The sequence below is a fragment of the Thalassoglobus sp. genome (assembly GCF_048270125.1).
Classification (GTDB): domain Bacteria; phylum Planctomycetota; class Planctomycetia; order Planctomycetales; family Planctomycetaceae; genus Thalassoglobus.
In genome coordinates this window covers 154866-179589 of sequence record NZ_JBLWTN010000007.1, presented here as the reverse complement: position 1 = coordinate 179589, position 24724 = coordinate 154866, and the positions used below count along the sequence as shown (strand labels likewise).

General features: G+C 50.3%; 15 protein-coding genes. 10 read left to right on the top strand and 5 right to left on the bottom strand.

Annotated elements, in window-relative coordinates; all coding sequences use genetic code 11:
- Positions 1-9 precede the first annotated feature (9 nt).
- The 5 genes from ACN0YR_RS10915 to ACN0YR_RS10895 all read left to right on the top strand — a co-directional run bounded on the left by ACN0YR_RS10915 (position 10) and on the right by ACN0YR_RS10895 (position 7091).
- On the top strand, positions 10-3072 hold the full coding sequence (locus ACN0YR_RS10915) for a protein kinase domain-containing protein (protein WP_417849250.1): 3063 nt from the start codon (positions 10-12) through the stop codon (positions 3070-3072).
- Positions 3073-3345: 273 nt separating this feature from the next.
- On the top strand, positions 3346-4218 hold the full coding sequence (locus tag ACN0YR_RS10910; RefSeq protein WP_417849249.1) for a hypothetical protein: 873 nt from the start codon (positions 3346-3348) through the stop codon (positions 4216-4218).
- A gap of 71 nt (positions 4219-4289) precedes the next feature.
- Complete coding sequence (locus ACN0YR_RS10905; protein ID WP_417849248.1) at positions 4290-4481, top strand: twin-arginine translocation signal domain-containing protein; 192 nt, start codon at positions 4290-4292, stop codon at positions 4479-4481.
- Positions 4482-4630: 149 nt separating this feature from the next.
- Positions 4631-5503, top strand: coding sequence for a hypothetical protein (locus tag ACN0YR_RS10900; protein WP_417849247.1), 873 nt, complete (start codon positions 4631-4633; stop codon positions 5501-5503).
- A gap of 124 nt (positions 5504-5627) precedes the next feature.
- Positions 5628-7091, top strand: a complete 1464-nt coding sequence (locus tag ACN0YR_RS10895) for a sulfatase (protein ID WP_417849246.1) — start codon at positions 5628-5630, stop codon at positions 7089-7091.
- 27 nt (positions 7092-7118) lie between these two features.
- Here the strand turns inward: ACN0YR_RS10895 and ACN0YR_RS10890 are convergent, their stop codons facing one another.
- From ACN0YR_RS10890 to ACN0YR_RS10880, 3 genes are all read right to left on the bottom strand, one after another.
- Complete coding sequence (locus ACN0YR_RS10890; protein ID WP_417849245.1) at positions 7119-9491, bottom strand: HEAT repeat domain-containing protein; 2373 nt, start codon at positions 9489-9491, stop codon at positions 7119-7121.
- Between the two features lie 452 nt (positions 9492-9943).
- Positions 9944-11299 (bottom strand): DUF1552 domain-containing protein, encoded by a 1356-nt coding sequence (locus tag ACN0YR_RS10885; protein WP_417849244.1) that lies wholly within the window; start codon positions 11297-11299, stop codon positions 9944-9946.
- A complete protein-coding gene (locus ACN0YR_RS10880) occupies positions 11296-13191 on the bottom strand; it encodes a DUF1592 domain-containing protein (protein ID WP_417849243.1) in 1896 nt (631 codons plus the stop codon). The genes ACN0YR_RS10885 and ACN0YR_RS10880 overlap by 4 nt, the downstream gene beginning before the upstream one ends.
- A gap of 251 nt (positions 13192-13442) precedes the next feature.
- Here ACN0YR_RS10880 and ACN0YR_RS10875 point away from each other — a divergent pair, with 251 nt between their 5' ends.
- Positions 13443-15446, top strand: coding sequence for a BPSS1187 family protein (locus tag ACN0YR_RS10875; protein ID WP_417849242.1), 2004 nt, complete (start codon positions 13443-13445; stop codon positions 15444-15446).
- A 69-nt stretch (positions 15447-15515) separates the two neighbouring features.
- On the opposite strand, the gene ACN0YR_RS10870 is transcribed toward ACN0YR_RS10875, so the two are convergent.
- Positions 15516-16748 (bottom strand): lactate racemase domain-containing protein, encoded by a 1233-nt coding sequence (locus ACN0YR_RS10870; protein ID WP_417849241.1) that lies wholly within the window; start codon positions 16746-16748, stop codon positions 15516-15518.
- A gap of 197 nt (positions 16749-16945) precedes the next feature.
- Between ACN0YR_RS10870 and ACN0YR_RS10865 the strand changes: the two genes are divergently transcribed.
- On the top strand, positions 16946-17746 hold the full coding sequence (locus ACN0YR_RS10865; protein WP_417849240.1) for a TerC family protein: 801 nt from the start codon (positions 16946-16948) through the stop codon (positions 17744-17746).
- 123 nt (positions 17747-17869) lie between these two features.
- Positions 17870-20560, top strand: coding sequence for a DNA polymerase I (gene polA / locus ACN0YR_RS10860; RefSeq protein WP_417849239.1), 2691 nt, complete (start codon positions 17870-17872; stop codon positions 20558-20560).
- Between the two features lie 173 nt (positions 20561-20733).
- On the opposite strand, the gene ACN0YR_RS10855 is transcribed toward polA, so the two are convergent.
- Positions 20734-21075: a hypothetical protein gene (locus ACN0YR_RS10855; protein WP_417849238.1), complete on the bottom strand. Its 342-nt coding sequence runs from the start codon at positions 21073-21075 to the stop codon at positions 20734-20736.
- Positions 21076-21420: 345 nt separating this feature from the next.
- Between ACN0YR_RS10855 and ACN0YR_RS10850 the strand changes: the two genes are divergently transcribed.
- Both ACN0YR_RS10850 and ACN0YR_RS10845 read left to right on the top strand, forming a co-directional pair.
- Positions 21421-22899, top strand: a complete 1479-nt coding sequence (locus ACN0YR_RS10850; RefSeq protein WP_417849237.1) for an aldehyde dehydrogenase family protein — start codon at positions 21421-21423, stop codon at positions 22897-22899.
- A gap of 108 nt (positions 22900-23007) precedes the next feature.
- A complete protein-coding gene (locus tag ACN0YR_RS10845) occupies positions 23008-24519 on the top strand; it encodes a sulfatase (RefSeq protein ID WP_417849236.1) in 1512 nt (503 codons plus the stop codon).
- Positions 24520-24724: the final 205 nt, after the last annotated feature.

Below are 24724 nucleotides of genomic sequence, written 5' to 3'. Positions count from 1 at the left end.
AGAGTGTGCATGTTGGTCCAATGCCCGTCCTGTAATGAATCTGTTGAGGTCATCGTCGAGAGTGGTGAGAACGATGATACTCCCAATGTGATTGATACCCTCTCGAGCATCCATTGTCCAAGATGCGGTGAAGTTGAGATCCTCATCGATGTCGGAGAAACACGCGTTGCGACAAATCCGGGAACGATGTCGCAAGAAAAACTCGCCCACTTTTCGCTTCTTAAACTTGTCGGTCGAGGAGGGTTTGGGTCCGTCTGGCTGGCAGAAGATGACAACCTGGGTCGACAAGTCGCCTTGAAAGTTCCCGTCTCAAAGGGCAATGACGTCGGTTCGCTACTTCATGAGGCCAAAACTGCTGCAAAGCTGAAACATCCGAATATCGTTTCGATCTTTGAAGTCGGAGTCGAAGAAGGTCAAGTTTTCATTGCAAGTGAATTCATCGACGGCATGACCTTACAGGATTTGCTCTCGACTGGAAAAATAACGACCGAGCGAACTTGCGAAATCCTGATCGACATCGCCAAGGCACTTCAGCACGCACATGAAAACGGAGTTGTTCATCGGGATATCAAACCGGCGAACATCATCTTGAATAAAGAAGGTCAGCCCTTCGTCACCGACTTTGGCCTCGCGAAAAAAATCTCCGCTGAAGCTTCGATCTCATCCGAAGGTCAGGTGCTCGGAACAGCGAAGTATATGTCTCCTGAGCAAGCGAGCGGAAAAACTCGTGAAACCGATCATCGATCAGACATTTACGCGATCGGAATTATTCTTTTCGAAATGCTCACTTTGCATCAGCCATTTCGAGGAAACGTCCGAGCGATTTTACATCAGAAGATTTATGAAGACGCTCCCTCTCCGAATTCGCTCGACCCGAGTGTCCCCAAAGACTTAGAGACGATCTGCCTGAAATGTCTCGAACGAGACCCTGAGAAGCGATACCAAAGTTCTTCTGAAGTCGCAGAAGAGCTGACACGTTTCCAAAAGGGCGAACCCATCAAAGCCCGGCCTGTCTCTTCGATTGAAAAAACGTGGCGCTGGTGCCGCCGCCGACCGGGTGTTGCTTCGTTACTGGCAAGTCTGTTTTTAAGCCTGACTCTCGGTTTAGCGGGCGTCAGCTACTTCTGGATCCAAGCTTTGCGAAGTGCAGAAATTGCCAACGGGATGTTCTATCGAGCACAAATGAATCTCGCGACCGAGCATTTACGTTCCGGCGACATGCATGCTCTCAAGCAGGTCGTCCTCCCCTTCATGGATGGAGAAGCTCTTGAAAGTTTTCGTGGCTTCGAATGGAACTATTTCAATTCAAAGTCCAATATTTTCGTGCAATCTGTAGGCATTTCTGATCCCGTGTCGGATGTTGCAATTTCGAGGCAAGGAGAAATGTTTGCAGCCTGTGGCTCACCGAGAGAGTTTCACATTTGGAGCACCGATACTGGTGAGATTCTGCGAATTTGCCAAATCCCAGCTGGAAAAGTGACAACTCTTTCATTCTCTCCCTCCAGTTCAATCCTCGCCTCCGGATCAACAGATGGTTGGCTGAGACTCTGGAATCCGGCAGACACTGAAGTGCCAATCCGTGAAGTGAAACATGGTCCGCCAATTGAACTCATACGTTTCTCCCCTGACGGAAAACAGATCGCAACTGCCGGAAAATCCGGGGCAGTGCGAATCTGGTCAACCGCGGATCTTGAGATGTTGACTCAGATCCCAACTGGGAAATCGGAGTTCGTCGACTTCCGATTCTCCCCTGACGGCCAGCATCTTGCAGTGGCCACGAATAATGAAATCATCACACGCTGGGACATAGCAAATCGGATTAAACTTGGAATGATTGGACCATGCCCCCTGATGCTTCAATTCACTTACTCCGTTGATGGAAAACAAATTGCAGCGGGAACTTATTCTGGCCAGGTCCTCTGGTGGGATGTTGAAACTGCTGAGCAAATTGCGTCCACATCCAGTAGCGATGGAGCCATAGGCGATATTGAGAATTCGAATGACTCCAATCAATTGCTCGTCACCAAAGCAGTCGGTGATCTCATCGTTCTTGATCCTGCGACTCTGAAGGAAACCCATCGCTTTCAAACTCACACATTAAGTTTTGGAACAATAGACGTTTCTCGGAACGGAAAGTTAATCGTGACCGGCAGCGGAGATGGTTCAGTCAACGTCATCAGACTCAATCGTTTGAATCTCCCGGAAGTTCTGTGGGAAGACAAGCACATCCGGCAACTGGAAGTTTTGCCGGCGGGGAATGAGGTCGCAGCGATCGTTGGCGATGAGCGAGTTGAACTTCGTTCACTCAACAAATTGGAATCGCGAAAGATCCAGGCATTTGATGAGAAAAAAGTGACCTCAATCTCAGCCCATCCCACGAAGAGTCTCTTGGCGATTGCAACCATGGGGAACGAGGTGGTGCTGTGGAATACAAAAAAAGAACAGGTTGAATCGAAAATTCACAGCGGCGCTGAAAGTTCGACCGAAGTCCTGTTCTCTCCAGATGGTCAAATGATTGCGATCGCGAACCGCACGGGAGAGGTCCAAATTCTCAAACTCAGCGACCTCACGAGTCCCCAGGCTGAATGGTCGTCAGATTACCAGAAACTGAGTTCAATCAGCTTCCATCCCGACTCCAGCGAACTCGCGGTGACTTTTGAAAATGGACAGATCGAACTTCGAGACATCCTCAAGGGGGGAGCGATCACACAATCATTTGAAGTCTCAGGAGGTCCGTTGGATGCATCCTATTGCCTTGCGGGAAATTCATTGGCAATCGGGACGAATTCAGGATCTGTCCACTTATGGAACCGGGCTGAACCGACAAAAGTCAGCTCAATAAAAGCCCATCGAGCGAAGGTGAATACAGTCAGCTCCTTCCCGACTGGTCAGCGGTTCGTCACTGGAGCACGCGATCGGCAAGTCAAAATCTGGGACGCAAAAACTGGACAATTGATCACAACTCTCCATGGTCATGAGCGTCAGGTGTTTGCATCTGCTCTCTCCAAAGATGGCAAAACACTAGTTTCAGGCGGTCTTTCTGGAGATATTCGGATTTGGAGAAGTAATTAGAACTGCCCCTGAAAGTTGAACTTACTCTCTCATACGCTGAGAAAAGTGCCCATTCCACAACTTCCTTGGGCTGATTACACGTAAGATCAGCCACCTGTCGAGCCTCCCCTCCCATAAACGCATAACCAAATACAGATATTCTATTGCAACTGGCCCCTCAACTTAGGTAATTTGGGTCAAGCGGGCCGCCATCTATGCTGTTCACGCTCAGTGATAACACTTGAGATGGCTGCCAAATTCGAATTCTGAATTCTTACTGACTGGGAGAAAAATATGGCAGTCCGAAGTGGTCGTTTCAAAATCAAAAACACAACCACAAACAGCGCAGAGTCCGTACTCATCCACCACAAAACTCGGTCTGTCTACCGTTTTTTCAATTCGGGTGAGAAGCCATTTCAATTGAAGCAGAACTTGGGTGGCGGTCAAAAGACGGTCGAAGCTAAAAACTCAATTGACTTTGAACTCAGACCGGACAAAGGAGAGCTCATTCTCGTAGTGGGTGCGGGTGAAACAGCTCAAGGGATGTATGACTTTGTCGAATCATCCAGAGATGTCCGTAACGGCCGTTTCAGTTTGGAGATGTCGAATTCAACATCAGCTGCAACGATCATTTTCGGGCGAGACAGAACGCTATACCGTGTTTTCAATTCGGGTAAGGTCCCATTCAAATTGAAGAATGGCTCGAACGCAGCAGTTGTTGTCCCTTCAAAACAGTCACTCGATATTGTTGTGGAAGGGAATGTCAAAATCAGTACGAACAGTACAACCGCAATACTGGCTGAAGCGATTTATGACATCGTCACTGACAGCAAACCAATCCGCAGTGGCAGATTTAACAGACGTGCCAGCGGGACTCCGAATGAGTTTCACCAGATCATTGACATCCGTGACCTTGGAGCCTCACCGTATTTGCTGTATCGAATCCTCAACTCTGGAGATGAGGATATTGAAATCGTTGCTCGAAAAGATCCAAGCGACTCAGCTGAAGAACAAATAATCTTCACTCTGCCAAAAAAGCAGTCTTTCGATTTCGGCATCGATGAAGAAGGTTTCGATTCACGAAAAACAATCGGAGTCCGGTCGACCGGTGCCAACAAGGCAATCAAAGGAATTTACGAATTCCTTGGAAACGACACCGCTACATAAACTTGACCGTCTCCCCTGAGCCTCACCAATAAGGTGAGGCTCATCCCCCTTGTTGTCTGGAGCAATGCACGATGACAGATGATGAATCAAAGGTTTCTCGCAGAGAGTTCATAAAATTCGCAGCCTTCACCTCTGCCTCCGCCGGAGGGCTCTATGCCTTGACTGCGAAATCCGATATTCTCGCGGAGGAACCATTACTAGCGAACCGCTCAGACGAGGAGGCTGAGCTTCATGGTTACACATACGCAGGAGGGGTCCCGTAAGCCAGATTGGTCCGACCGGCCTCGTGGCTCACAATCCTCACGTGATTGCTTTCCACGATGAGGTCGGTGAATTTTGGTGAACTCGATTTTCCGCCAGAGCGTCCTCTTCATCTGAGCATGAACCTGTGCATGAAGAGAAGTCGCGACTCATGACGAGAGACTGGAATCGAAAACTGGACGAGCTCACCCATAAAATTCTCGAACAGAACGACTCAACTTCTCAGGCCGTGATCAGATTGCGGGAACAATGCCCTAAGTTGCATGATCAAGTCGTCCGCTCGGGAACCTGTTTACCGCTCTTAAAACTCTGGGGACTCAGCCGGAACATCGATGATCACACCGGGACAGAAATCGTAGCCTCGCCGATCTTGGAGATGCTCGGCACTCTCACGAACTCCCCTCTTCAGCCACCCGTGCTTCATGCCGGGATTCAGCATACATACGGTTACCTGTTCAGCTTGATTGAAACTCCCTACGGACGAAAACGGGATCGCTGGACTCAATCATATCTGGAAAAGTCTTTGGGCTTGAAACGTCCTACTTTTTCACCTGTTGTTTCAGACGGAACTCTGCTTCTGAATCTGACTTACTTTCTGGGAAGAGTTCTTTTTCGTGGACGACCGGCTGAAATCTCTTGCCTTAGACGCAACCGACGTTTTGTAGATTCTGAGCTCTTGAAATTCAATTTTCGCCGGTTGAAATGCCATCGAATCACGGAAGAACTCGGCAAGGGACCAGACAAAATCCGCATCATCATCGACCTTCTCCCTCTCCCCAATTCTCAACTTCCCAATCCATCGAACACTGAGAACCTCGACGGTCTGCTGATCTACGGAATCGAAGAGAGACCTTCAAAGAGGCTTTCCCTTATCACCACGTTTCCGGTCTCAAAAGAAACAATCGAAGAGTTGCTGGACCAACCGTGCGGGCGCCGTGTTCAAGTTCAACTGAAGTACAATGCGTTTGCAAACAACATCCCGCGAGAACCAACTCTCGGAATGCGAACCATTCAGCGATCGTGACGGAACTGCTGTGGTGAGATGCGATTTTGCTTTGTTTGAGTGACAATCAAAATCACGAAACGTTACGATCCTACCAGTATAATTGTGCCCCTTTCAGAGATGCCATTTAACTTCAGAGGCTCCAGTGAAAGACTTCCGCCCCCGCAAAGCGACATTCATTGCACTTCTTTTTTTCGCAGCGACGCAGTCGATTGCCACAGCAGAGACGACACCGCCAAACATCATAATCGTCCTCTGCGATGATCTTGGTTATGGGGACATCGGATGCTACGGGCATGATGTCATCAAGACACCGCACCTGGATAAGTTCGCGAAGCAAGGCTTGAAGCTGACCGACTGCTACGCAGCGGCCCCAAACTGTTCACCAGCCAGAACCGGACTGATGACAGGACGGACACCATCGCGTGTCGGAGTGTACAGCTGGATTCCGTTTCTTTCTCCGATGCATGTTCGTGAGACAGAAATCACAATCGCACACCGACTCAAAGATGCAGGATACGAAACTTGCCAGGTTGGCAAATGGCATCTCAACGGTTGGTTTAATCTTCCTGGTCAGCCACAACCCAGTGACATGGGATTCGACCATTGGTTTGCGACCCAGAACAATGCACTTCCCAACCACCGCAACCCATACAACTTCGTGCGGAACGGAATTCCTGCTGGTCCGCTTGAAGGGTATGCGTCACACCTCGTCACTGACGAAGCTATCAATTGGCTCGACCACCGCGATGAGAAAAAACCGTTCTTTATGTACGTTTGCTATCACGAACCGCACGAACCAATCGCCACCGATCCAGAGTACGCAGCCCTGTACGGCAATGGTGACAAGCCGAGTCTGGAGGCACACCACGGAAACATTACACAGATGGACACTGCCTTCGGCCGGTTGATGAAAAAACTGGAAACCCTCAACCTTGAAGACAACACGCTGGTCATCTTCACCAGCGATAACGGTCCCGCCATGACTCGCATTCATCCACACGGATCAACGGACGGTCTGCGAAAATATAAAGGCCACCTGTACGAAGGAGGAATCCGCGTTCCGGGATTGGTCCGTTGGCCGGGACACGTCAAACCGGGAACAACCAGTGACGTTCCTGTCAGCGCAGTCGACTTCCTCCCGACACTCTGTGAAGTTGCAGGGACCACACCCCCCACTGATCGCGTGCTTGATGGAACGAGCGTCCTGCCAGTTTTCCACGGAAAAAATGTGACTCGCGAGAAACCACTCTACTGGCAGTTTAACTATGCAAAGTCCGACCCGAGAGTCGTCATCCGAGACGGTGACTGGAAACTCCTCTCGAAACTGGACCTCAACGACCAGGGGAACTTAACTGACATCACAGATCAGCAGATGCAACAATTCAAAACAGCCAAGCTGCAAGGCTTTGAACTCTATAACCTCAAGCAAGATCGCAACGAAACGACAGACCTGAGCAAAACGAACCCGCAGCAACTCAACAAAATGGTCGCCGCCATGACCGAGATTTACACTCAAGTCCAACAAGAAGGCCCCACCTGGCCCGCTTGGACCTGGCCCCGATATGAAGGCCAGAGAATCGAATGGCCCTCATACCGCGGAAAATGATAGCCAGTCCCGACTGGCGAGCCTTCGTTACTTGCCCTTTTTCTCTTCAACAGGTGGCTCAACCTGGTCGATCGCTTTTTGGACCATTTCCTTGAAGCGATTGTTGTCGGTTTCGGCGTGTAGTTTTTTGAGGACGGGGAGAGCTTCGGTGGCTTCCGGGCCGATCTTTCCAATGAGGTAGAGAGCGTAGTAATTTTTCCGCGGATCTCCTGACTGCATCCCTTCAATTAAAATAGGAATTGCGTTTGGACTGGCTGCGTCGATCGACTTGAGTGCTCCTTTGGCAACGGCAATGTCCTCGTCGCTATCGAGAAGTTGAAAGAGGGCAGGGACTGCATCTTTAGCAGGTGGACCAATTTTACCTAATGCGGTTGCTGCGTCGCGGCGAACGATCCAGTCTTCGTCCTTGAGAACTTCAATAAAAATCGGGACGCTGATTTTTGAATCTGCCTCGATGGCTGCCAGGCATCGAACAGCAGCAGCTCGTAAATCTGAATTTGCGTGCTGAAGTAAAGCGATAATCTCAGCCTTAGAGTCCAAAGCTAACTTTCCGAATTGAGCGAGGGCATCAATCGCTGCGTGGACAACCAGAGTCTCTGAATCACTCAATAAAGGGATCAGCGCACTTACAACGATGTCCCCTTTGAGTTTCAGATTTCCTAGTGACGATGCGGAAGATCGGCGGACGCCTGGGTCGGCATCTTTGAGATTTCGAATCAGCTTGGCAATCACTTCATCGGAGGCAGAACCGATCAATCCTAACGTTTCACCAGCGAGCGCTCTGACTCTTGCGTCCTCATCATCGAGAGCAGGAATCAGTTCGGGTTGAAGCGACTTCGCCGCCTCTCCGAGAGTCCCAACAACTTCGATACCGGCAGCGCGAACGACTGATGCAGGATCAGACAGTCCCGTCCGAATTACCGGGACCAGTTTGGAAGGGTCCTTCTCATGCTTCGCAAGTGCAGAGATGCTCGCAGCTCGAATCTCTGCAGTCGAATCAACAGAGATTTTATAAAGTGCTGCGACCGTGTCTTGATCTGGTCTCTGTAGATTTTCAATCGCTTCAGCAGCAGCAAGCCGAACCCTGGTGGAGTCATCCTGTAATAACTTTCGAAGAGCAGATTCCGCTGAGGAGGGAGTTGTCCCCATCAGTCCAAGTGCACGTGCGGCACTAGCTCGAACGTTTTCGTTCTCGTGATTTAACGAACTGATCAAAGTTGGTGTAGCAGATGGCCCCATGTCCGCCAGTGCGGCAGCAATTTGCTCCAGAGGCTGATCGGGCTCTGTAGTCACGGCGAGAATGTCTGAAACCGCTCGAACTCCAATGCGACTGAGAGCTTTCGCGACCTCGGTTGAGCTTCCCGGTTGCTTCAATGCTGAGATTAAATCTGGAATCGCAACTTCTCCAGTTGCTCCCATGGCCCCTAACGCAACCGCAGCAGATGATCGCTGTGAGGCGTCCTCGTCTTGCAGCATCTTCCTTAACGATGGGATCAACGCCTTTGCATTCGGTCCCAGTTGTCCAACAGCAAGCACTGCACTATTCCGGACCGTCGCTTCCTGGTCACTCAGAGCAGCCAGAACAATGGGAGTTCGATTTTCCTCAGGGAGGTTGACCGATGCAATCGCGACAATGGCAGCGGCACGCGTCGTTGCGTCAGAATCTTTCGCCGCTGCGAGAAGTTTCGCCTGGCTGTCTGGGTTCAAATCATTGATCTTTCCCAGACCGTGAGCAGCAAGGGCTCGAATTTCTTTCTGTTCATGTTGAATCGCCTGCACCAATGCGTCCTCAGCAGCTGGTCCCAGGCGGAGCAGTGCGCTGACGGCTCGCTCACGTACAGTTGCGTCACTATCTTTCAAGGCTGCTGTTAACTCTGGAACGACTTCTGCCGCAGAATCGCTCATCCAACCGTAGGAATCCATCACACCGGCCCGGACTCGAACCTGCTGACTTTTCATCGCTTCACGAAGAGGAGGAATGGCCTCTTTGCCAATTGCCCCTAAGGCCCAGGCCGCTCGGTATCGCCTTTGATCGGCATAATGACTAAGGCTCTCAACAAGCACTGGAACGGCTGCACTGGCTGGCGGACCGATACGCTGAATAGCAGTCGCCGATTGCACCCAGACTTGACCGTCTTTCTCTCGAAGACCTTTGATCAACGCGGGCAGAGCCGGTTCTGCTTTTGCCCCCAACGCTGCAAGTTCATACGCAGCTTCACGACGTTCGTCGAGTTCTCCATCAGTCAGTCTCTGGGAAAGTTCCTCGACAGTATGCTCATCGGCAGAACGGCTATCAGCGGCAGTATTTTCTTGAGCCTGAAGTGTCTGGCAAGACAAGAAGATTCCGAGAAGCATGAGAACACAGCAGTTTGAAGCATTCTTAATACTTCTCGTACTCATGAAGCTCACTTTCAGAACGTCAAAGAATTCTCGCCAAGAGGCTGAGAGCGAAGACGATTCCGTAGGCTGCTCTACCGGGTGCAAGTTGCGTGTGTGCATGTTCGAGTTCATTTCATGGACTTCTTAGAACTGATCTGAAAACCTGAATTTGGCCTCTCGTGCACTGAGCCACCTCTTCGTCTTCGAGGTAGGTTTTCGGTGAGATCCTTAAAACGGATTTTGCGTGATCGGTTTCACGACAAGCACTCATTAGAACTGATCCTGAAACTTGAAATTGCTCTCTCAAACGTTGAGGAAAGTGGCTATTCCAGAGGTTTTCGGACTGGTTCTACTTTGTCGGGTAACGTCCAGAAGATTGCCCTGAACGTCACACACCACTGCTTCAGCCTTTCGCAATACGAAAGGCTCTTTATCACGAATCGAGTTCTCAGTGCCTTGAAATGACGACTCGATTAAATATCGAGACCAGAGAGTCTGCCAGTGCTATCCCCAATATAATCAATCGGAGTTCCGAATCGATCAAGCATTGACATGAACAGGTTACACATTGGCGTTTCGGTCGGAATTCTTAAATGTCGGCCGGGGGTGATTGTTCCACCACCATGACCAGCAAGGAGAACCGGCAAGTTTTCGTTGTTGTGTCGATCCCCATCGCTGAGACCGCTGCCGTAACAAACCATGGAGTTGTCGAGCAAGTTGCCATGTCCATCTGGCGTGGCTTTCATTTTCTTCAGCAAGTAGGCCAACTGCGCAACATGGAACTGGTTGATTTTGCTGATCTTCGTTAGCTTCTCGTCATCGCCGCGGTGGTGAGATAACGCGTGGTGACCATTCGGAATATCGAGATTCTGGTAACTGCGGTTACTCCCGGCATTCGCGAACATACAAGTGGCGATGCGAGTGGTGTCCGTCTGGAAACCGAGGACCATCATATCACACATTAAACGAATGTGTTCGCCATAATCCTTTGGAGTTCCTTCCGGGACGGGGTAATCAAGATCAACGATTGGAGCAGGATCGTTGCTCGCATGATCCAGCCGGCGTTCGATTTCTCGAACTCCTGTCAGGTACTCATCGAGTTTACGCTGGTCATTCCTTCCCAGACTCGCCTGTAAACGCTTTGCATCGTCACTCACGAAATCAAGAATGCTTTTCTTGAGTGCTTCTCGACGCAGTTTGTTTTTGTCGGTCTCTTGCTGCTTTCCGTTGCTAAAGAGTCGCTCGAAGACCAGTTTCGGGTTCGTCTCTTTCCCGTTTGGTGTGGATGATGATCCCCAGGAAATGCTGGAGGAATAAGCACAGCTGTAACCGGAATCACAGTTTCCGGCACTTCGTCCAGGTTCACATCCCAATTCCAGCGATCTCAATCGTGTGAGATGCCCCGCCGCCTGAGCAGCAGCCTGATCGACCGAAACTCCGGAACGAATGTTGGCTCCATCTGTTTTACGAGGTTGAGCACCGGTCAGGAACACGGAAGCACTTCGAGCGTGATCACCCGGTCCATCTCCATTGGCTCGCCCCTTGTCGTGTGTCAATCCGCTGATCACAAGAAGGTCATCCTGAACTTGTGCCAGTGGTTGTAGAATCGAAGGTAAGTCGAAACCGTAGCCAGTCTGTTGTGGAGTCCAATCGGCAAGATTGACTCCGTTCGGGACAAAGATGAAGGCCATCCGTTTCGGCGGAGCAGGCAGGGCGCTCGCTCCCAAGAGAGGGCGTGACGTCATCGACTCCATGAAGGGGAGTGCCATCGAAACACCAAGTCCGCGTAAAACGTTTCGTCTTGAAAGATTCGTCGTGAACGGGCTCATTGAGATCTCCTTGCTTCTCGCATTGTAAATGGTTCGCTGATTACAATTTCAAAGATCAGTGTTTGAAACCGATAGTCGTCCCTTTCAAGGGCATCAACAATTTTGTTAACAGCACATCGGTCATACGATTCTAATCCTCGCCCGAGGGCGTAGGTCAGCATTTTTTTTGTCAGACAGCGGCTAAACTCTGTTTTCTTTTCTTCGACAAGAATGTCCATCAATTCGGACGCTCCATCGAAATTTTGCCCGCCTGGCATTTGTCCCGAAGCATCGATATCGAAGCGTCCCTCGCGGTCTCGCCAAGCTCCAATGGCATCGAAATTTTCCATCCCGAAACCGAGCGCATCCATCGTCCGATGACATGATGCGCAGGACGGGTCTGCACGGTGTTGTTCGAGTTGCTCTCGGAACGATCCAAGTGCCTCACCTCCCTCTTCAAGAACTGGCACATCTGGTGGAGGAGGGGGAGGGGGTTCTGCCAGAATATTGTCAAGAATCCATTTGCCGCGTTTCACCGGCGAAGTTCGGGTTGGATTTGACGTGAGCATTAAAATACTTGCGTGTGTCAGCACGCCCCGCCTTCCGGCGGGAAGATTCACTTTGCGAAACTCATCACCCTCTACATCCTGAACTCCATAGTGATGGGCAAGAGTTTCATTCAGGTATGTGTAATCGGCATTGAGGAATTCCAGAAGGCTGCGATTCTCGTGCAGGAGTTTTTCGAAAAAGATCTCTGTCTCTTTCCGCATTGCTCGCTGCAAGTCCGCATTAAAACTGGGAAACGATTTGGAGTCAGGAGTCAGCTGAGTAACATCCCGAAGCTGCAACCATTGCCCCGCAAAATTATTGACCAGTGCCCTCGATTTCGGATCACTCAACATCCGAGTGACCTGAGCAGATATGACATCCGGATGCGAAAGCTCCCCTTTGCGGGCGAGTGCAAAGAGTTCTTCGTCAGGCATACTGCTCCAGAGAAAATAGGAGAGCCGAGACGCCAGTTCGAAGTCGTTCAAAGTTCGAATCTCTTCGCCATCTTTCGGATCTTGCTCGACTCGAAAGAGGAAATTTGGATTCGTTAAGATTGCTGTCACGACTGTTTGGAAGATCTCGTCAATGCCGCCATCCAGTTGCGCTGCACTCTTCATCACGCCCGCAATGCGCTGAACCTCATCCTCGGAAAGCGGTCTACGGTAAGCACGTTCGGCGAATTCACGAATGTTACGAATCGCAACTTCAACTTTTTTGTCGTCCGATTCCGCGGTGTGAACTTCGATTCGCTTGCGTAATTCAGGATTTTCGAAAGCGTGCTTGGCGATTGTTTCGGCGGCTGCAAGATACTTTTCAACCAGGACAGGGGGGATCGTGAGGACGTCCCCAATGTTATCGAATCCGCTTCCGACATCGTCAGCTGGGAAGTCTTTCGCAAGGTCGAGATCTAATCCCAAAAGGTCTCGGATGGTGTTGTTGTATTCGACACGATTCAGTCGTCGCAGAGTCACACGCCCGGGATGTTTTTCTTTATGACAATCGAAACTCGCTAACTCCAGGTTGATCGCATCAAGGATTGAAACGAGCTGAGCTGAAGTCGGCTGTTCAGAATCAGATGGAGGCATCTGCTGCTCTTTGATGAGTCGATGCACATGCTCCCAAAGTTCGTATTCTTCCTGAATCTTTGAGCTCTTCGAGAACCGCTCGAAATCGACTCCACCTTCGGCACCTTCACCGCTATGGCAATCTATACAGTATTCGTTCACGAACGGTACGATGTTCGTCACAAAATGAGATTCGCCAGGAACGCTTGCCTGCGGTTCCAGAGCGTAACATTCGTGACCGAACGTAAGAGCCGTCATCGGAATGAGAATGGCAATGATGTATGAAAAGGAATGATTCATCAACAATCGACTTTGGCAGGTGGCATTCATCAATCGCAATGGATCGGACGACAAATGGAACGAGGCCGAGTCATCGCAGAGTTTTGAATGTCAGGCGGTCTTGGTAGGATGTTTAATCTCACCTCAATTGAGTGATATCAATTGAACGATTGTGTCATCGTGTGTGAAATCGAATCTGTCGGGGTCTGTTGGGGTGGGATCACGGCGCGTTCGCCGTATTAGAATCTTACCTTCTGCGGAGAATACTTCCAATGCTAAAGTTATTTTCGCCTCTGTTTAGAGTCGGAGTCTGTTTGAGTCTTATCTTTTGTATCGTCGAAACTTCTCAGACGGCATCAGCAGAAAACGGGCAGCAACGGCTTTCCAACCCTATTCAGAACGCATCTTTAAGTCAAAAGCATGTTCGCTTATTGACAATTGGAAACAGCTTTTCAAGAAACGCGACGAACCATCTTGACGATCTCGTTAAAGCTGGCGGACATCAACTGACTCACCGACCGGTCACTGTGGGTGGTGCCTCGATGGAGTTGCACGCCAACAAAGCACTTAACAATGAGAAAGATCCGCAAGCAGCGGCAGGTTTGTATTCAAACAAGTCGAGCCTGCAACAGGCTTTACAGTCAGACGACTGGGACTATGTCACCATTCAGCAGGCAAGTTTCAAAAGTCACAACATCGAGAACTATCGTCCGTTTGCCTCGCAGCTACAAAACATCATTGGCCGCTATGCTCCCGGTGCGGAACTACTCGTTCATCAGACTTGGGCTTATCGCGTAGACGACCCACGTTTCACGAAACCTTCAAGTGATGAAAAAGAACCAGCGACGCAAGCGGAGATGTACGAAATGCTCTCGCATGCTTACAAGACGATCGCTTCCGATCTTGGCGTCCGTCGCATTCCTGTCGGTGATGCGTTTTACATCGCAGATACGGATAATGCATTTGGTTATCGCCCTGACCAATCCTTCGACATAAAAAGTGCCAAACATCCTCAACTTCCGGACCAGGCGAATTCGCTGCATGTTGGTTGGCAGTGGAGAAAGCAAAAGGGCACAAAGCCGGAATGGGTCTTGCGAATGGATGGCCATCATGCCAACACAGCGGGCGAGTATCTGGGAGCTTGCGTCTGGTATGAAACTCTCTTCAATGAAAGTTGTGTCGGAAACGAATATTACCCTGAGGGGCTCGGCAAAGAGTACGCTCTTTTCTTGCAGAAGACAGCTCATCAAGCAGTCGCCAAAAACCAGAATCAGCGAACTTCTCCTGTCCAGAAAAAATTCAAAGACCCGAATCCTCAGCGATACAAATTACAGGCACGTGCCAGCAAAATTGATCCAAGAACGAAAGAATACCCTGAAATTAAATTCGAGTTCGGGACAGATCAGAAGCCACAGGATCTCGAAAACGCATCAGTCGACACTCGCGTCGCTCCGGAGGGAAAACTGGTCATCTGGCTCATGGGCCATAACGATCGACTCTTTGAACGACTTAACAATTACGGCTTGCATGCCATTCAAGTCAGCTATGCCAACAAATGGTTTGGAACTCTCTGTCGACCACAACCCAAAGACGCACAGGCGCGGGGGAACGTCAGACTCGAAGCAGCGACAGGGGAAGACTTCAGCGATGAACTCGACCTCGCTCGTCCTGACGGAATGGCGGAGCGTGCATTCCAGTTTGTAAAGTGGCTTGCCAAAGAGAACCCTCAAGGAAACTGGGAACAGTTTCTCAGCAGTGACGGCAAAGGACTTCAGTGGGATAAAGTGATCATCTCTGGAAGCTCTCACGGTTCTACCACCGCCGCTCGCTTTGCGAAACATCAACGAGTGGATCGTGTCGTCATGCTTTGTGGTCCACGCGATCAGGATCAAGACTGGCAAGCGAACCGATCAGCAACTCCAGCGAACCGCTACTTCGGATTCAGCCATGTTCTCGATGGTGGTTGGAGTGGGGATCACTATTGCCGATCATGGGAGCTCTTGGGAATGCATGAGTTCGGCCCCATCGTCAATGTGGACGACGAAGCAGCCCCATATCAAAACACACGCCGACTGATATCCTCTGCTGATGTCAATGGAGACCCCAAGCGAGCTCACTCGTCTGTTGGCCCCGGTGGAGCGTCACCGAAGAATGCCGATGGCGAATACCTGTTTGAGCCTGTCTGGAAATATCTGTACACGCATCCGGTGGACAAGGTTGGTGAAGCAACTGACGAAGACCCGAGTTGTAAAAGAGTTCATATCGAATTCAATTAATTCCTGTCAGCAACAATCATCAAGCCGGACACATCGACGTGTCCGGCTGAATGACTGCATGATGTTGTCTTACTCGCAACTTGCGTAAACTTTTTGAGCAGACTCGATGATCACAGTTGTTTCATCGCCCTGAAGAAGTTTCTGAACCTCCAACTCCGATGCAAGCGGGATGATAAACAGGTCTTCGATTTCTTCTGCCGGCAAATCGCTGAGCAAGTAGACGTTCGCCCAATCAACCGCTTTCGCGATTCGAGTGGCAGCGAGGAAATCTGGCGGGCTGACATTTTGAATAGGCTTGAGAGCTTCACTCGGCGTGCGGGCTTCTTTCAGAATATCAAGTCCCGGTCCACGTTTTTGAGTCAGTTGTGAAAGAACAACAATTCGGCCATCGCGAGAGACAATTCGCCGAGCGACGTCAATCGCATGGGCCACTTGTTCCCAGGTTTGTGGTGTTGTTGTCTCTTCGACAGCGACGAGCACCATCTCGGCTCGCTCCTCCAACTCAATGCGACATGTCGAGTTCAACTCGGCACGAACATTACGAGCCACCGCATCTGCAGAACCGACAAAGATCGACTGCACTTCTTTTCCACGCCCCGGAATGATGCTGATCACAAACTGAATCCCTAACAGCCAGCCGACTTCTTCAGCCTGCTGGCGTAATGGACGACTCTCTGAAGGTGACAGCTCATCGTGACCATGCCCAATCGATTTCATAATCGCATTGGTTTCGGAGAATGCGGGATAGAGGACACTTGCCTCTCCCCGATATCCCAGCACAGGATCAAAGCCCGCCGGTCCAACAGGAATCACGAGGTCCGCTTCGAGAATCTCTTTGGCAAGATAAATCCGTTCTCCAGAGGCAGTCGAGGCGAGATAGCCACAGACTTCCTTTTCGGTCGGATCGTGACGTTTCAGCTGAATTTTCTCTTGCAGCTCTTTCGACAACAGCGAACGAGGGTCAACGGAGGAGGTGGCTCCCCATGTTCCCGGCTTCAAGATCAGTAAGTCTTCCGGTTGAATTCCCCCAGCAGCGAGCTGCTTCCACAACATCGCCACGACCGCATCGGCACGCGGTGTTTCCTCTGCCAGGGCAATCACAACGTGATCACCCGGGACACAAGCAAGTTTCAATTCCGGGAGTTCCAATGGATTCGCCAGTGACTCCCGCAATCCGGTTGCGAGATCCCGCAAGTCCTCTTTGGGCTGAAAGTGCAACAGTGTCCGTTTTCCCAGGACTTCTCCCTGAAACCGTGCATCACGTCCGTAAGGGGTATTCAGTTGAATCAGTTCATGCGACATAAAATATCTTCTCGGTTTCGAACGTCCAAAAATGTAGCCGGACACTTGAAGTGTCCGGCTACGGGTTCTTGCCGTAACTAATGAGCCAGAGCTTCTTTCTTCATCCAAGTGAGTTTCTAGCCACAACTGCCCGCACTGTCTATTCTACGGTTCACTTCGATTGAATCTATTCACAAATTCAGAGTTTGAGAACATCCATGGCGGACCTTTTCACCATTGGCAATTTCATGACATTGCTCATGCTCATTCTGCTTCAGGCAGTTTTGGGTTTTGACAATTTGTTATACATCTCGATTGAATCCAAACGGGTTCCGGAGGACAAGCAAAGGTATGTCCGTAAATTGGGAATCGGACTAGCGATTGGCCTGAGAATTCTGCTGTTGATCATCGTCGTTCAGATGCTCGAATCTTTCAAAGATCCGTTTTTTGAGATCCACATCAAGAAAGTCTTCGAAGGAGAGTTCAACCTTCACGCTCTGATTACCATCGCGGGTGGTGGGTTTATCCTTTACACAGCGGTCAAAGAAATCAACCACATGCTGGCGATTGAACATCTGGAAGAGCATCAATCTGATGCAAAACGCTCGGTCAACGGAGCGATCTTCTGGATTGTGCTCATGAACCTGGTCTTTTCGTTCGATTCCATCCTCAGCGCGATGGCTCTGACCGACAACACCATCGTTATGGCGGTTGCAATTATCGTGAGCGGTCTTCTAATGATTTTCCTGGCTGATCACGTCGCTGAATTTCTCAAGAAAAACCGCATGTACGAAGTCCTCGGCTTATTCATCCTGTTTATTGTCGGGGTGATGCTGATTTCGGAAGGTGGGCATCTGGCTCACATCAAGCTGTTCAGTTATGAAGTCCACGCGATGACGAAAACCACCTTCTACTTCGTCCTCGCAGTGCTGGTCATTGTCGATATTGTTCAAAGTCGTTACCAGAAAAAGATCGCACTCATGCGGGAACTCGCATCCAGTAAAACCGCGAAGCATTAAGTTCTCTCACAATTTCATGAACCGCCGGTCAGCGACCGCTTTCACTTGGCCGGCCCCCGATCTTCGACCGGGGAAAACCAACACTCGAATTCATTCACAGACTTACCCATTCGCGGATCATCCATGGCGGACACGCTTTATATTGTCGATACGTTCTCACTGATTTTTCAGGTCTTTCACGCGATCCGGCAACCGATGACCGGCACGCGTGGTCAACCGACGAATGCCGTATTCGGCTTCACCGGAGACATTCAGCACCTTCTGAAAGAGAAATCACCTACGCACATCATCTGTGCAATGGAGTCGCAAACGCCGCAGGAACGTGTCGCAATTTACGAAGACTACAAGGCGAATCGCGACGCCATGCCTGATGAGTTACAACCGCAGATCCCGCTCATTCTCGATGTCGTCGATGCGTTTGGAATTCCGATTGTCTCATACCCGGGATGGGAAGCAGACGATGTGATCGCCACAGTGGCAACTCGCGCTGCTGCCGAAGGTTTCGACGTGCGCGTGGTGACGAGTGACAAGGATATTCGGCAACTTCTCGCCCCGAAAATCAAAATCTACAGCATTCGCAAGAAGCAACTCTATGACGAAGAAAACCTTTGGGATGACTGGGGTGTGCGCCCAGACCAGGTGGTCGATTTCCAATCGTTGGTAGGAGACAGCGTCGACAATGTGCCAGGTGTGCCACTTGTCGGACCAAAGAAGGCGCAAGCACTCCTCGAAAAATTTGAGACACTCGAACAAGTCCTCGACAATGCCGATCAGGCTCCGGGGAAAAAACTGTCTGAGAATCTGAAAACGTACCGTGAACAGGCACTGATGAGTCGTGAACTCGTCCGGTTGAACATCAGTCTCCCAATTGAGTTGACCTGGGAAGAGTGCCGTGTCTCAAAGCCCGATCACCAGCGACTGCTTGAACTCTTCACCGATTTTGGATTTCGTCGCTACGCCAACGAAATGGAAACCGCACTCGCCCAGACAAAAATTGAAGAGACCGGCTCACCAAAACGAGAATGGACCAAAGTCGACGACAAGGACAAATTTGCAGAGTTCCTCAGTGAGTTAAAAGATCAAGAGAAATTTTGTGTCGATCTCGAAACGACAAGCATCGACCCGTTACAGGCAGATATTGTTGGCTGGGCGTTCTGCTGGGAGAGTGGGCGATCATTTTACATCCCTGTCGACGGTCCCAAAGGGACAGCTGTTCTCGATCCTGCCGAGGTTCTGACAGCCATCAAGCCGATTCTTGAAGACGACCAGCGCACTATCGTCAACCAGAATATTAAATACGATATGCTCGTCCTCAGACGCGCCGGAGTCCTGATTGCGAATCTGGGTCTCGACAGCATGGTCGGCGATTACCTGCTCGACGCCGGGGCACGAACTCACAGTCTCGATGACATCTCCAAGAAGTATCTGCATCGCCAGATGATCCCGATCAGCAACCTGATTGGAAAAGGCAAGAAGCAACTGAAGATGTTTGAAGTCGATGTCGACGACGCCGCCGAATACGCCAGTGAAGATGCCGACGTCTGTTGGCAACTAACGGAGGTGATCGAAGAAAAACTCCACGAAGAAGATTTGTGGGACCTCTATTGGAATCTCGAACGTCCGTTGATTCCTGTGCTTGCTGAAATGGAATGGAACGGGATTCGTGTAGACGTCGATGAACTGAAACGGCAAAGCGATCACCTCACGTTGCGACTCTCACAACTGATGGGAGAAATCTACGAAGCTGCCGGGAGCGAATTCAACATCGACTCTCCCAAACAGCTCTCAAAAATCCTCTTCGAAGATCTGAATCTGCCGATCATCAAACGAACAAAAACCGGCATCAGTACTGATCAGGAAGTCTTGGAGAAGCTGGCATCCGAGCATCCGCTCCCTGCGAAAATTATCGAACACCGTCAACTCTCCAAGTTGAAGGGAACTTACCTTGATGCGATCCCGAATCTGGTCAATAAATTTACGGGAAAAGTTCATACCTCCTTCAGCCAAACAACCGCAGCGACCGGACGTCTGAGCTCCAGCGATCCGAACTTGCAAAACATTCCGGTTCGAACTGAAGAAGGTCGATTGATCCGCAAAGCATTCATTCCTTCCGAGCCGGACTGGAAGCTGATTTGTCTCGACTATTCTCAGATTGAATTGCGAATGCTCGCCCACTTCTGTGGTGATGACGAGATGTGTAGCGCCTTTCGTGACGGTGTCGATATTCACACAGCCGTGGCCGCACAGGTCTATGGCGTTTCGAAAGAGGAGGTCGACTCGTCGCAGCGCCGCGTTGCTAAAGCGGTTAACTTCGGTGTGATCTACGGACAGTCATCATTTGGATTGGCTGCATCTTTGGGAATCCCGAAAGATGAAGCGGCTCAGTTCATCGAGGACTACTTCACGAAGTATTCGGGTGTGCAAGCCTTCATGGAACAGACGCTCGATGATGTGAAAGAGAAAGGCTACGCGACCACCATTCTCGGACGAAGACGCGAGATCACGGGAATTCGAGGAAAGCGTTGGGGCAACTTAAACACGCCTGAGAGAACAGCGGTCAACACCGTGATCCAAGGTTCAGCTGCTGACTTAATTAAGCAAGCAATGATCAACGTTCATCACCGGATGCAACGAGAAGAACACCCCGCCAGAATGCTCCTGCAAATTCATGATGAACTCGTCTTCGAAGCCCCGGAAGCAGCGGTCGATTCGCTCATCCAACTGGCTCGCGAAGAAATGGAATCAGCACTCGATTTAAGTGTCCCGATCATTGTCGATTGCAAAACCGGCGACAACTGGCTCGATGCCGAGTAATTGCAGTCATTGAACTGAATCAAAAAATTAAGCCGGACAGATTAACTGCCCGGCTTAATTTGTGATTAATCTGAGTAGAAGGTCGTACTTTCTGAACCGATGAAGAAACGATTCTCTCCGAGAAAACGCTCACCTCCACCGGACAGATTCTGCACGACTGTTCGAGAAATTTCTTAGTGATGATGTCCACCATGTCCTCGGTAACGATCCCAGTGCCCGGTGTTGTGGTAGTCGTAATGACCGGGAACGTAATCGTAGTGGTTTCCATGGGGAACATATCCGCCTGGATGGTAGTCATAATGTCCGGTGTTGTGCCAATAGTAGCCACCATGCCCCCTATGACTATTCCCATAACCGCGATTGTAGTTGTGGCCATAAGATGGATAACTTGAACGGTATCCAGAATTGAACCCGCTGCCGCCACCTAAGTAGAACCGGACTCCACCAGCTTCAGCGGACGTTCCGGCCAAGCCCAACGTAGCAACAACTGCTGTCAATGCGATGAAACGTTTCATTGTCTTGTCCTCTGATTGAGTTTTTTTTGAAGGCAACCATTTGCCTGATTCAATCTGATAATGCAGCTACAATGCCAAACCGGCAAGAAAAGCCGAACAGCTGTTAAAACCAGCAAATATTGCCGATTCAGCACACCTTCAAGCGAATATGCCCTTAAAAGACTGTCGCGGAATTGAATCCAGCGCACTCAATTCGAACACAAGCGTCGATTATCTTACCGAGATGAGAGCAACCAGATCGATGGTCGACCGATCAATTCTCGGCAGGTGAAATTGTATCCACAATCTGCGATACTTATCATCAACGCTGGCCTATTCGTTTATTGATCCATCATGGAGGCTCTTATGTCGCCCGCTGCATCCCCTGAATCCGTCGTTGCTACTCCCAAAGTTCGTAAGTCACAACTATTCATTGGTGGAGAATGGTGCGACTCCGTCAGTGGGGAGACTTTTGGAACCTATCACCCGGCAACCGAAGAGAAAATCACCGATGTTGCCAAAGCGAATGCAGAGGACGTCGACCGAGCAGTCAAGGCGGCCAGGAAGGCGTTCGAAGAGGGCGAGTGGCCGAAAATGGATGCTCGAGACCGTGGACGACTGCTGTACAAACTCGCGGATCTCATTGAACAAAACGCCGAAGAACTCGCAGCGTTAGAAACTCTGGACAACGGGAAACCGATCATCGATGCCCGGGCTGCGGACATTCCGCTCGTGATTGATTGCCTGCGTTACTACGCTGGCTGGGCAGACAAAATTACTGGCGACACGATTCCGATTCGTGGAGACTATTTCTGTTACACCCGCCGGGAACCGCTGGGAGTGTGCGGTCAAATTATCCCCTGGAACTTCCCAGCGTTAATGGTCTCCTGGAAGTGGGCTCCTGCACTGGCAGCTGGCTGCACCATTGTGATGAAGCCGGCAGAGCAAACTCCGCTCTCCTGCTTACGGATGGCAGAACTGGCAACCGAGGCAGGCTTCCCACCGGGAGTCATTAATATTGTCACCGGATACGGCGACACCGGAGCAGCCATCGTCAAGCATCCTGACGTCGACAAAATCGCCTTCACCGGATCGACCGAAACAGCACAGCGGATCATGGCTGACGCTGCTCAAACATTGAAAAGAACCACTTTCGAGCTCGGTGGCAAGTCACCGAACATCGTCTTCTCCGATTGTGACATCGACGCAGCGATCCAGGGATCAGAATTCGGATTGTTCTTTAATCAAGGACAGTGCTGCTGTGCGGGAAGCCGTTTGTTTGTTGAAGAATCAATCCACGAAAAATTCGTGGAACGACTCGTCTCACGCGCTCAAGAACGAAAACTTGGCAACCCGTTTGACACCTCGACCACACAAGGCCCACAAATCGATGCGGATCAGTTCAACAAGATCATGGACTACATCGAGCGCGGCAAGCAAGCAGGCGCGAACTGTATCACAGGCGGAGCTCAGGAAGGGGACAAAGGCTTCTATATTCAGCCGACCATCTTCGACAACGTCAGCGACGATATGGACATCGCCACCGACGAAATATTCGGCCCTGTTCTGAGCGTCTTCCCATTCCGTGATATCGACGAGGTCATTGAGCGGTCGAATAAAACTTTCTACGGCCTCGCAGCCGCCGTCTGGACAAGGGACGTCGCGAAAGCTCATCGCATTGCAGGTTCTGTCCGAGCCGGAACCGTGTGGATCAACTGCTACGACGTCTTCGACGCAGCCGCTCCATTCGGGGGATTCAAAATGTCTGGCACTGGACGAGAACTTGGCGAAGCGGCACTTGCCAATTACACGGAACTCAAAACCGTGACAATGAATCTGAAATAGATTCTGAAATAGATTCTGAAATAAGTATTTCAATCTTACTCAACGATGACTTTGGCGACGCACTGAAAGTGCGTCGCCAAACGATTCGGCTTGCTTGTGAAATTCTTCATGCAATCTCGACTCTACCCACTCGCCGCTGCGCTGGTTCTTCTTCAATGTGTTACCGCAAAACCAACACTTGGCGAAGTTTCGCGTCCCAATTTTGTGGTCATCCTCATCGATGATTTACGGTATGACACCTTTGGTTTCATGGATCACCCCTTTATCGAAACGCCGGCTCTGGACAAGATGGCTCAAGAGGGGATGCAGTTTACAAATGCGTTCGTCACGACGTCATTATGTTCTCCGTCACGAGCGTCGTTCCTGACTGGTCAGTACATGCACAACCATAAGGTCGTGGACAACGCCGATCTGATGCGAAAAGGGACAATCACTTTCCCTCAAATTTTACAGACGAATGGTTACGAAACCGCATTCATCGGGAAGTGGCACATGGGAGGATCCAGCGACGCCCCGCGTCCCGGATTCGATCATTGGGTCAGTTTTTTAGGGCAGGGGACCTATCAGCCCGAAAAACAAAAGATCAACGTCAATGGAGAACGTGTCGCCAGAAAGAAGTACATGACAGACGAATTGACGGACTATTCCATTGACTGGCTGGCACAACAAGACAAAGCGAAACCTTTCCTGCTGTACCTGTCACACAAAGGAGTCCACGGACTTTACGACCCCGCTCCACGTCATCGTGATCGCTACAAAGAGGCTTCCTGGAGACCGCCACAAACAATGGCGAACAATTTGGCAAACCGACTCGACAAACCGATGTGGGTCCTCGATCAACGCAATAGCTGGCACGGTGTGGAGTTTCCTTATCATGGGCGATCCGGCCAAAGTATTGAGGAGATGTACAAGCATTATTGCGAGATGATCCTCTCAATTGACGAGAGCCTCGCAGCAGTCCGCAAGTCGTTAAAAGAGCAGGGGCTTGAAGAAAACACGATCATCTTTTTCACCAGTGATGGTGGTCACTTGTGGGGGGAGCATGGCCTCATCGACAAGCGATGCGCGTATGAAGAATCGATCCGGATTCCGCTGCTCGCCTTCGCTCCGAAGTATGTCGCCGGGGGAAAGAGATGTGATGCGATCGTCTCGAATATCGATCTGGCACCAACCGTACTGGAACTCAGTCACTCCTCCATTCCGAAGGAGATCGACGGCGTGAGTTTCGCACCGCTGTTACAAGAGCCAGAGAATTTCAGTAACACCCGCAAAACGTTTCTCTATGAATATTACTGGGAACCGAGCTTCCCTCAAACACCGACGACATTTGCCCTGCGCGACAGCAACTTCAAGCTGATTCAGTACCAAGGTGTGTACGACATCGATGAACTTTACGACATCAAAGCTGACCCTCAAGAAACAAAGAACCTGATCTTTCAGCCAGCAATGCAACCGATCGTCAAGAGAATGCGCAAGCAACTCTACGAAGAACTCAAACGAACTAACGGCCTCGCCATTCCTCTCGGCTTCAAACGGAATCATGGCTCAAATCAACGGAGTCCGGAAGGTGCGAAGCGAGCCGAATTCCCTGATCGAATGATTGCTCCAGCACCAGAATGATGCGGGCGGAAATTGAAGAAAGAATGTGAATCCGGATCATCCATCCCCCGGATAGGTTCACATAATGTGCCCACGTCTTTGCGGGATATTCTTGAAATGCAAAAGGCTTCTGATCCAACGGAATGATTGGTCTTCGCGTTTTGCCTCTTAAAGCATCTTTCGATTTGGTGTACAGGTACTCTCTCGTGGCGAACAGCAATTTTAT

Excerpts from the sequence above, each read along its gene's own strand:
- ACN0YR_RS10900 (WP_417849247.1), top strand. The coding sequence starts at position 4,631 with ATGACGAGAGACTGGAATCGAAAACTGGACGAGCTCACCCATAAAATT.
- ACN0YR_RS10855 (WP_417849238.1), bottom strand. The coding sequence starts at position 21,075 with ATGAAACGTTTCATCGCATTGACAGCAGTTGTTGCTACGTTGGGCTTG.
- ACN0YR_RS10880 (WP_417849243.1), bottom strand. The coding sequence starts at position 13,191 with ATGAATCATTCCTTTTCATACATCATTGCCATTCTCATTCCGATGACG.
- ACN0YR_RS10850 (WP_417849237.1), top strand. The coding sequence starts at position 21,421 with ATGTCGCCCGCTGCATCCCCTGAATCCGTCGTTGCTACTCCCAAAGTT.
- ACN0YR_RS10865 (WP_417849240.1), top strand. The coding sequence starts at position 16,946 with ATGGCGGACCTTTTCACCATTGGCAATTTCATGACATTGCTCATGCTC.
- ACN0YR_RS10910 (WP_417849249.1), top strand. The coding sequence starts at position 3,346 with ATGGCAGTCCGAAGTGGTCGTTTCAAAATCAAAAACACAACCACAAAC.
- ACN0YR_RS10845 (WP_417849236.1), top strand. The coding sequence starts at position 23,008 with ATGCAATCTCGACTCTACCCACTCGCCGCTGCGCTGGTTCTTCTTCAA.
- ACN0YR_RS10890 (WP_417849245.1), bottom strand. The coding sequence starts at position 9,491 with ATGAGTACGAGAAGTATTAAGAATGCTTCAAACTGCTGTGTTCTCATG.
- polA (WP_417849239.1), top strand. The coding sequence starts at position 17,870 with ATGGCGGACACGCTTTATATTGTCGATACGTTCTCACTGATTTTTCAG.
- ACN0YR_RS10875 (WP_417849242.1), top strand. The coding sequence starts at position 13,443 with ATGCTAAAGTTATTTTCGCCTCTGTTTAGAGTCGGAGTCTGTTTGAGT.
- ACN0YR_RS10885 (WP_417849244.1), bottom strand. The coding sequence starts at position 11,299 with ATGAGCCCGTTCACGACGAATCTTTCAAGACGAAACGTTTTACGCGGA.
- ACN0YR_RS10870 (WP_417849241.1), bottom strand. The coding sequence starts at position 16,748 with ATGTCGCATGAACTGATTCAACTGAATACCCCTTACGGACGTGATGCA.
- ACN0YR_RS10915 (WP_417849250.1), top strand. The coding sequence starts at position 10 with ATGTTGGTCCAATGCCCGTCCTGTAATGAATCTGTTGAGGTCATCGTC.
- ACN0YR_RS10905 (WP_417849248.1), top strand. The coding sequence starts at position 4,290 with ATGACAGATGATGAATCAAAGGTTTCTCGCAGAGAGTTCATAAAATTC.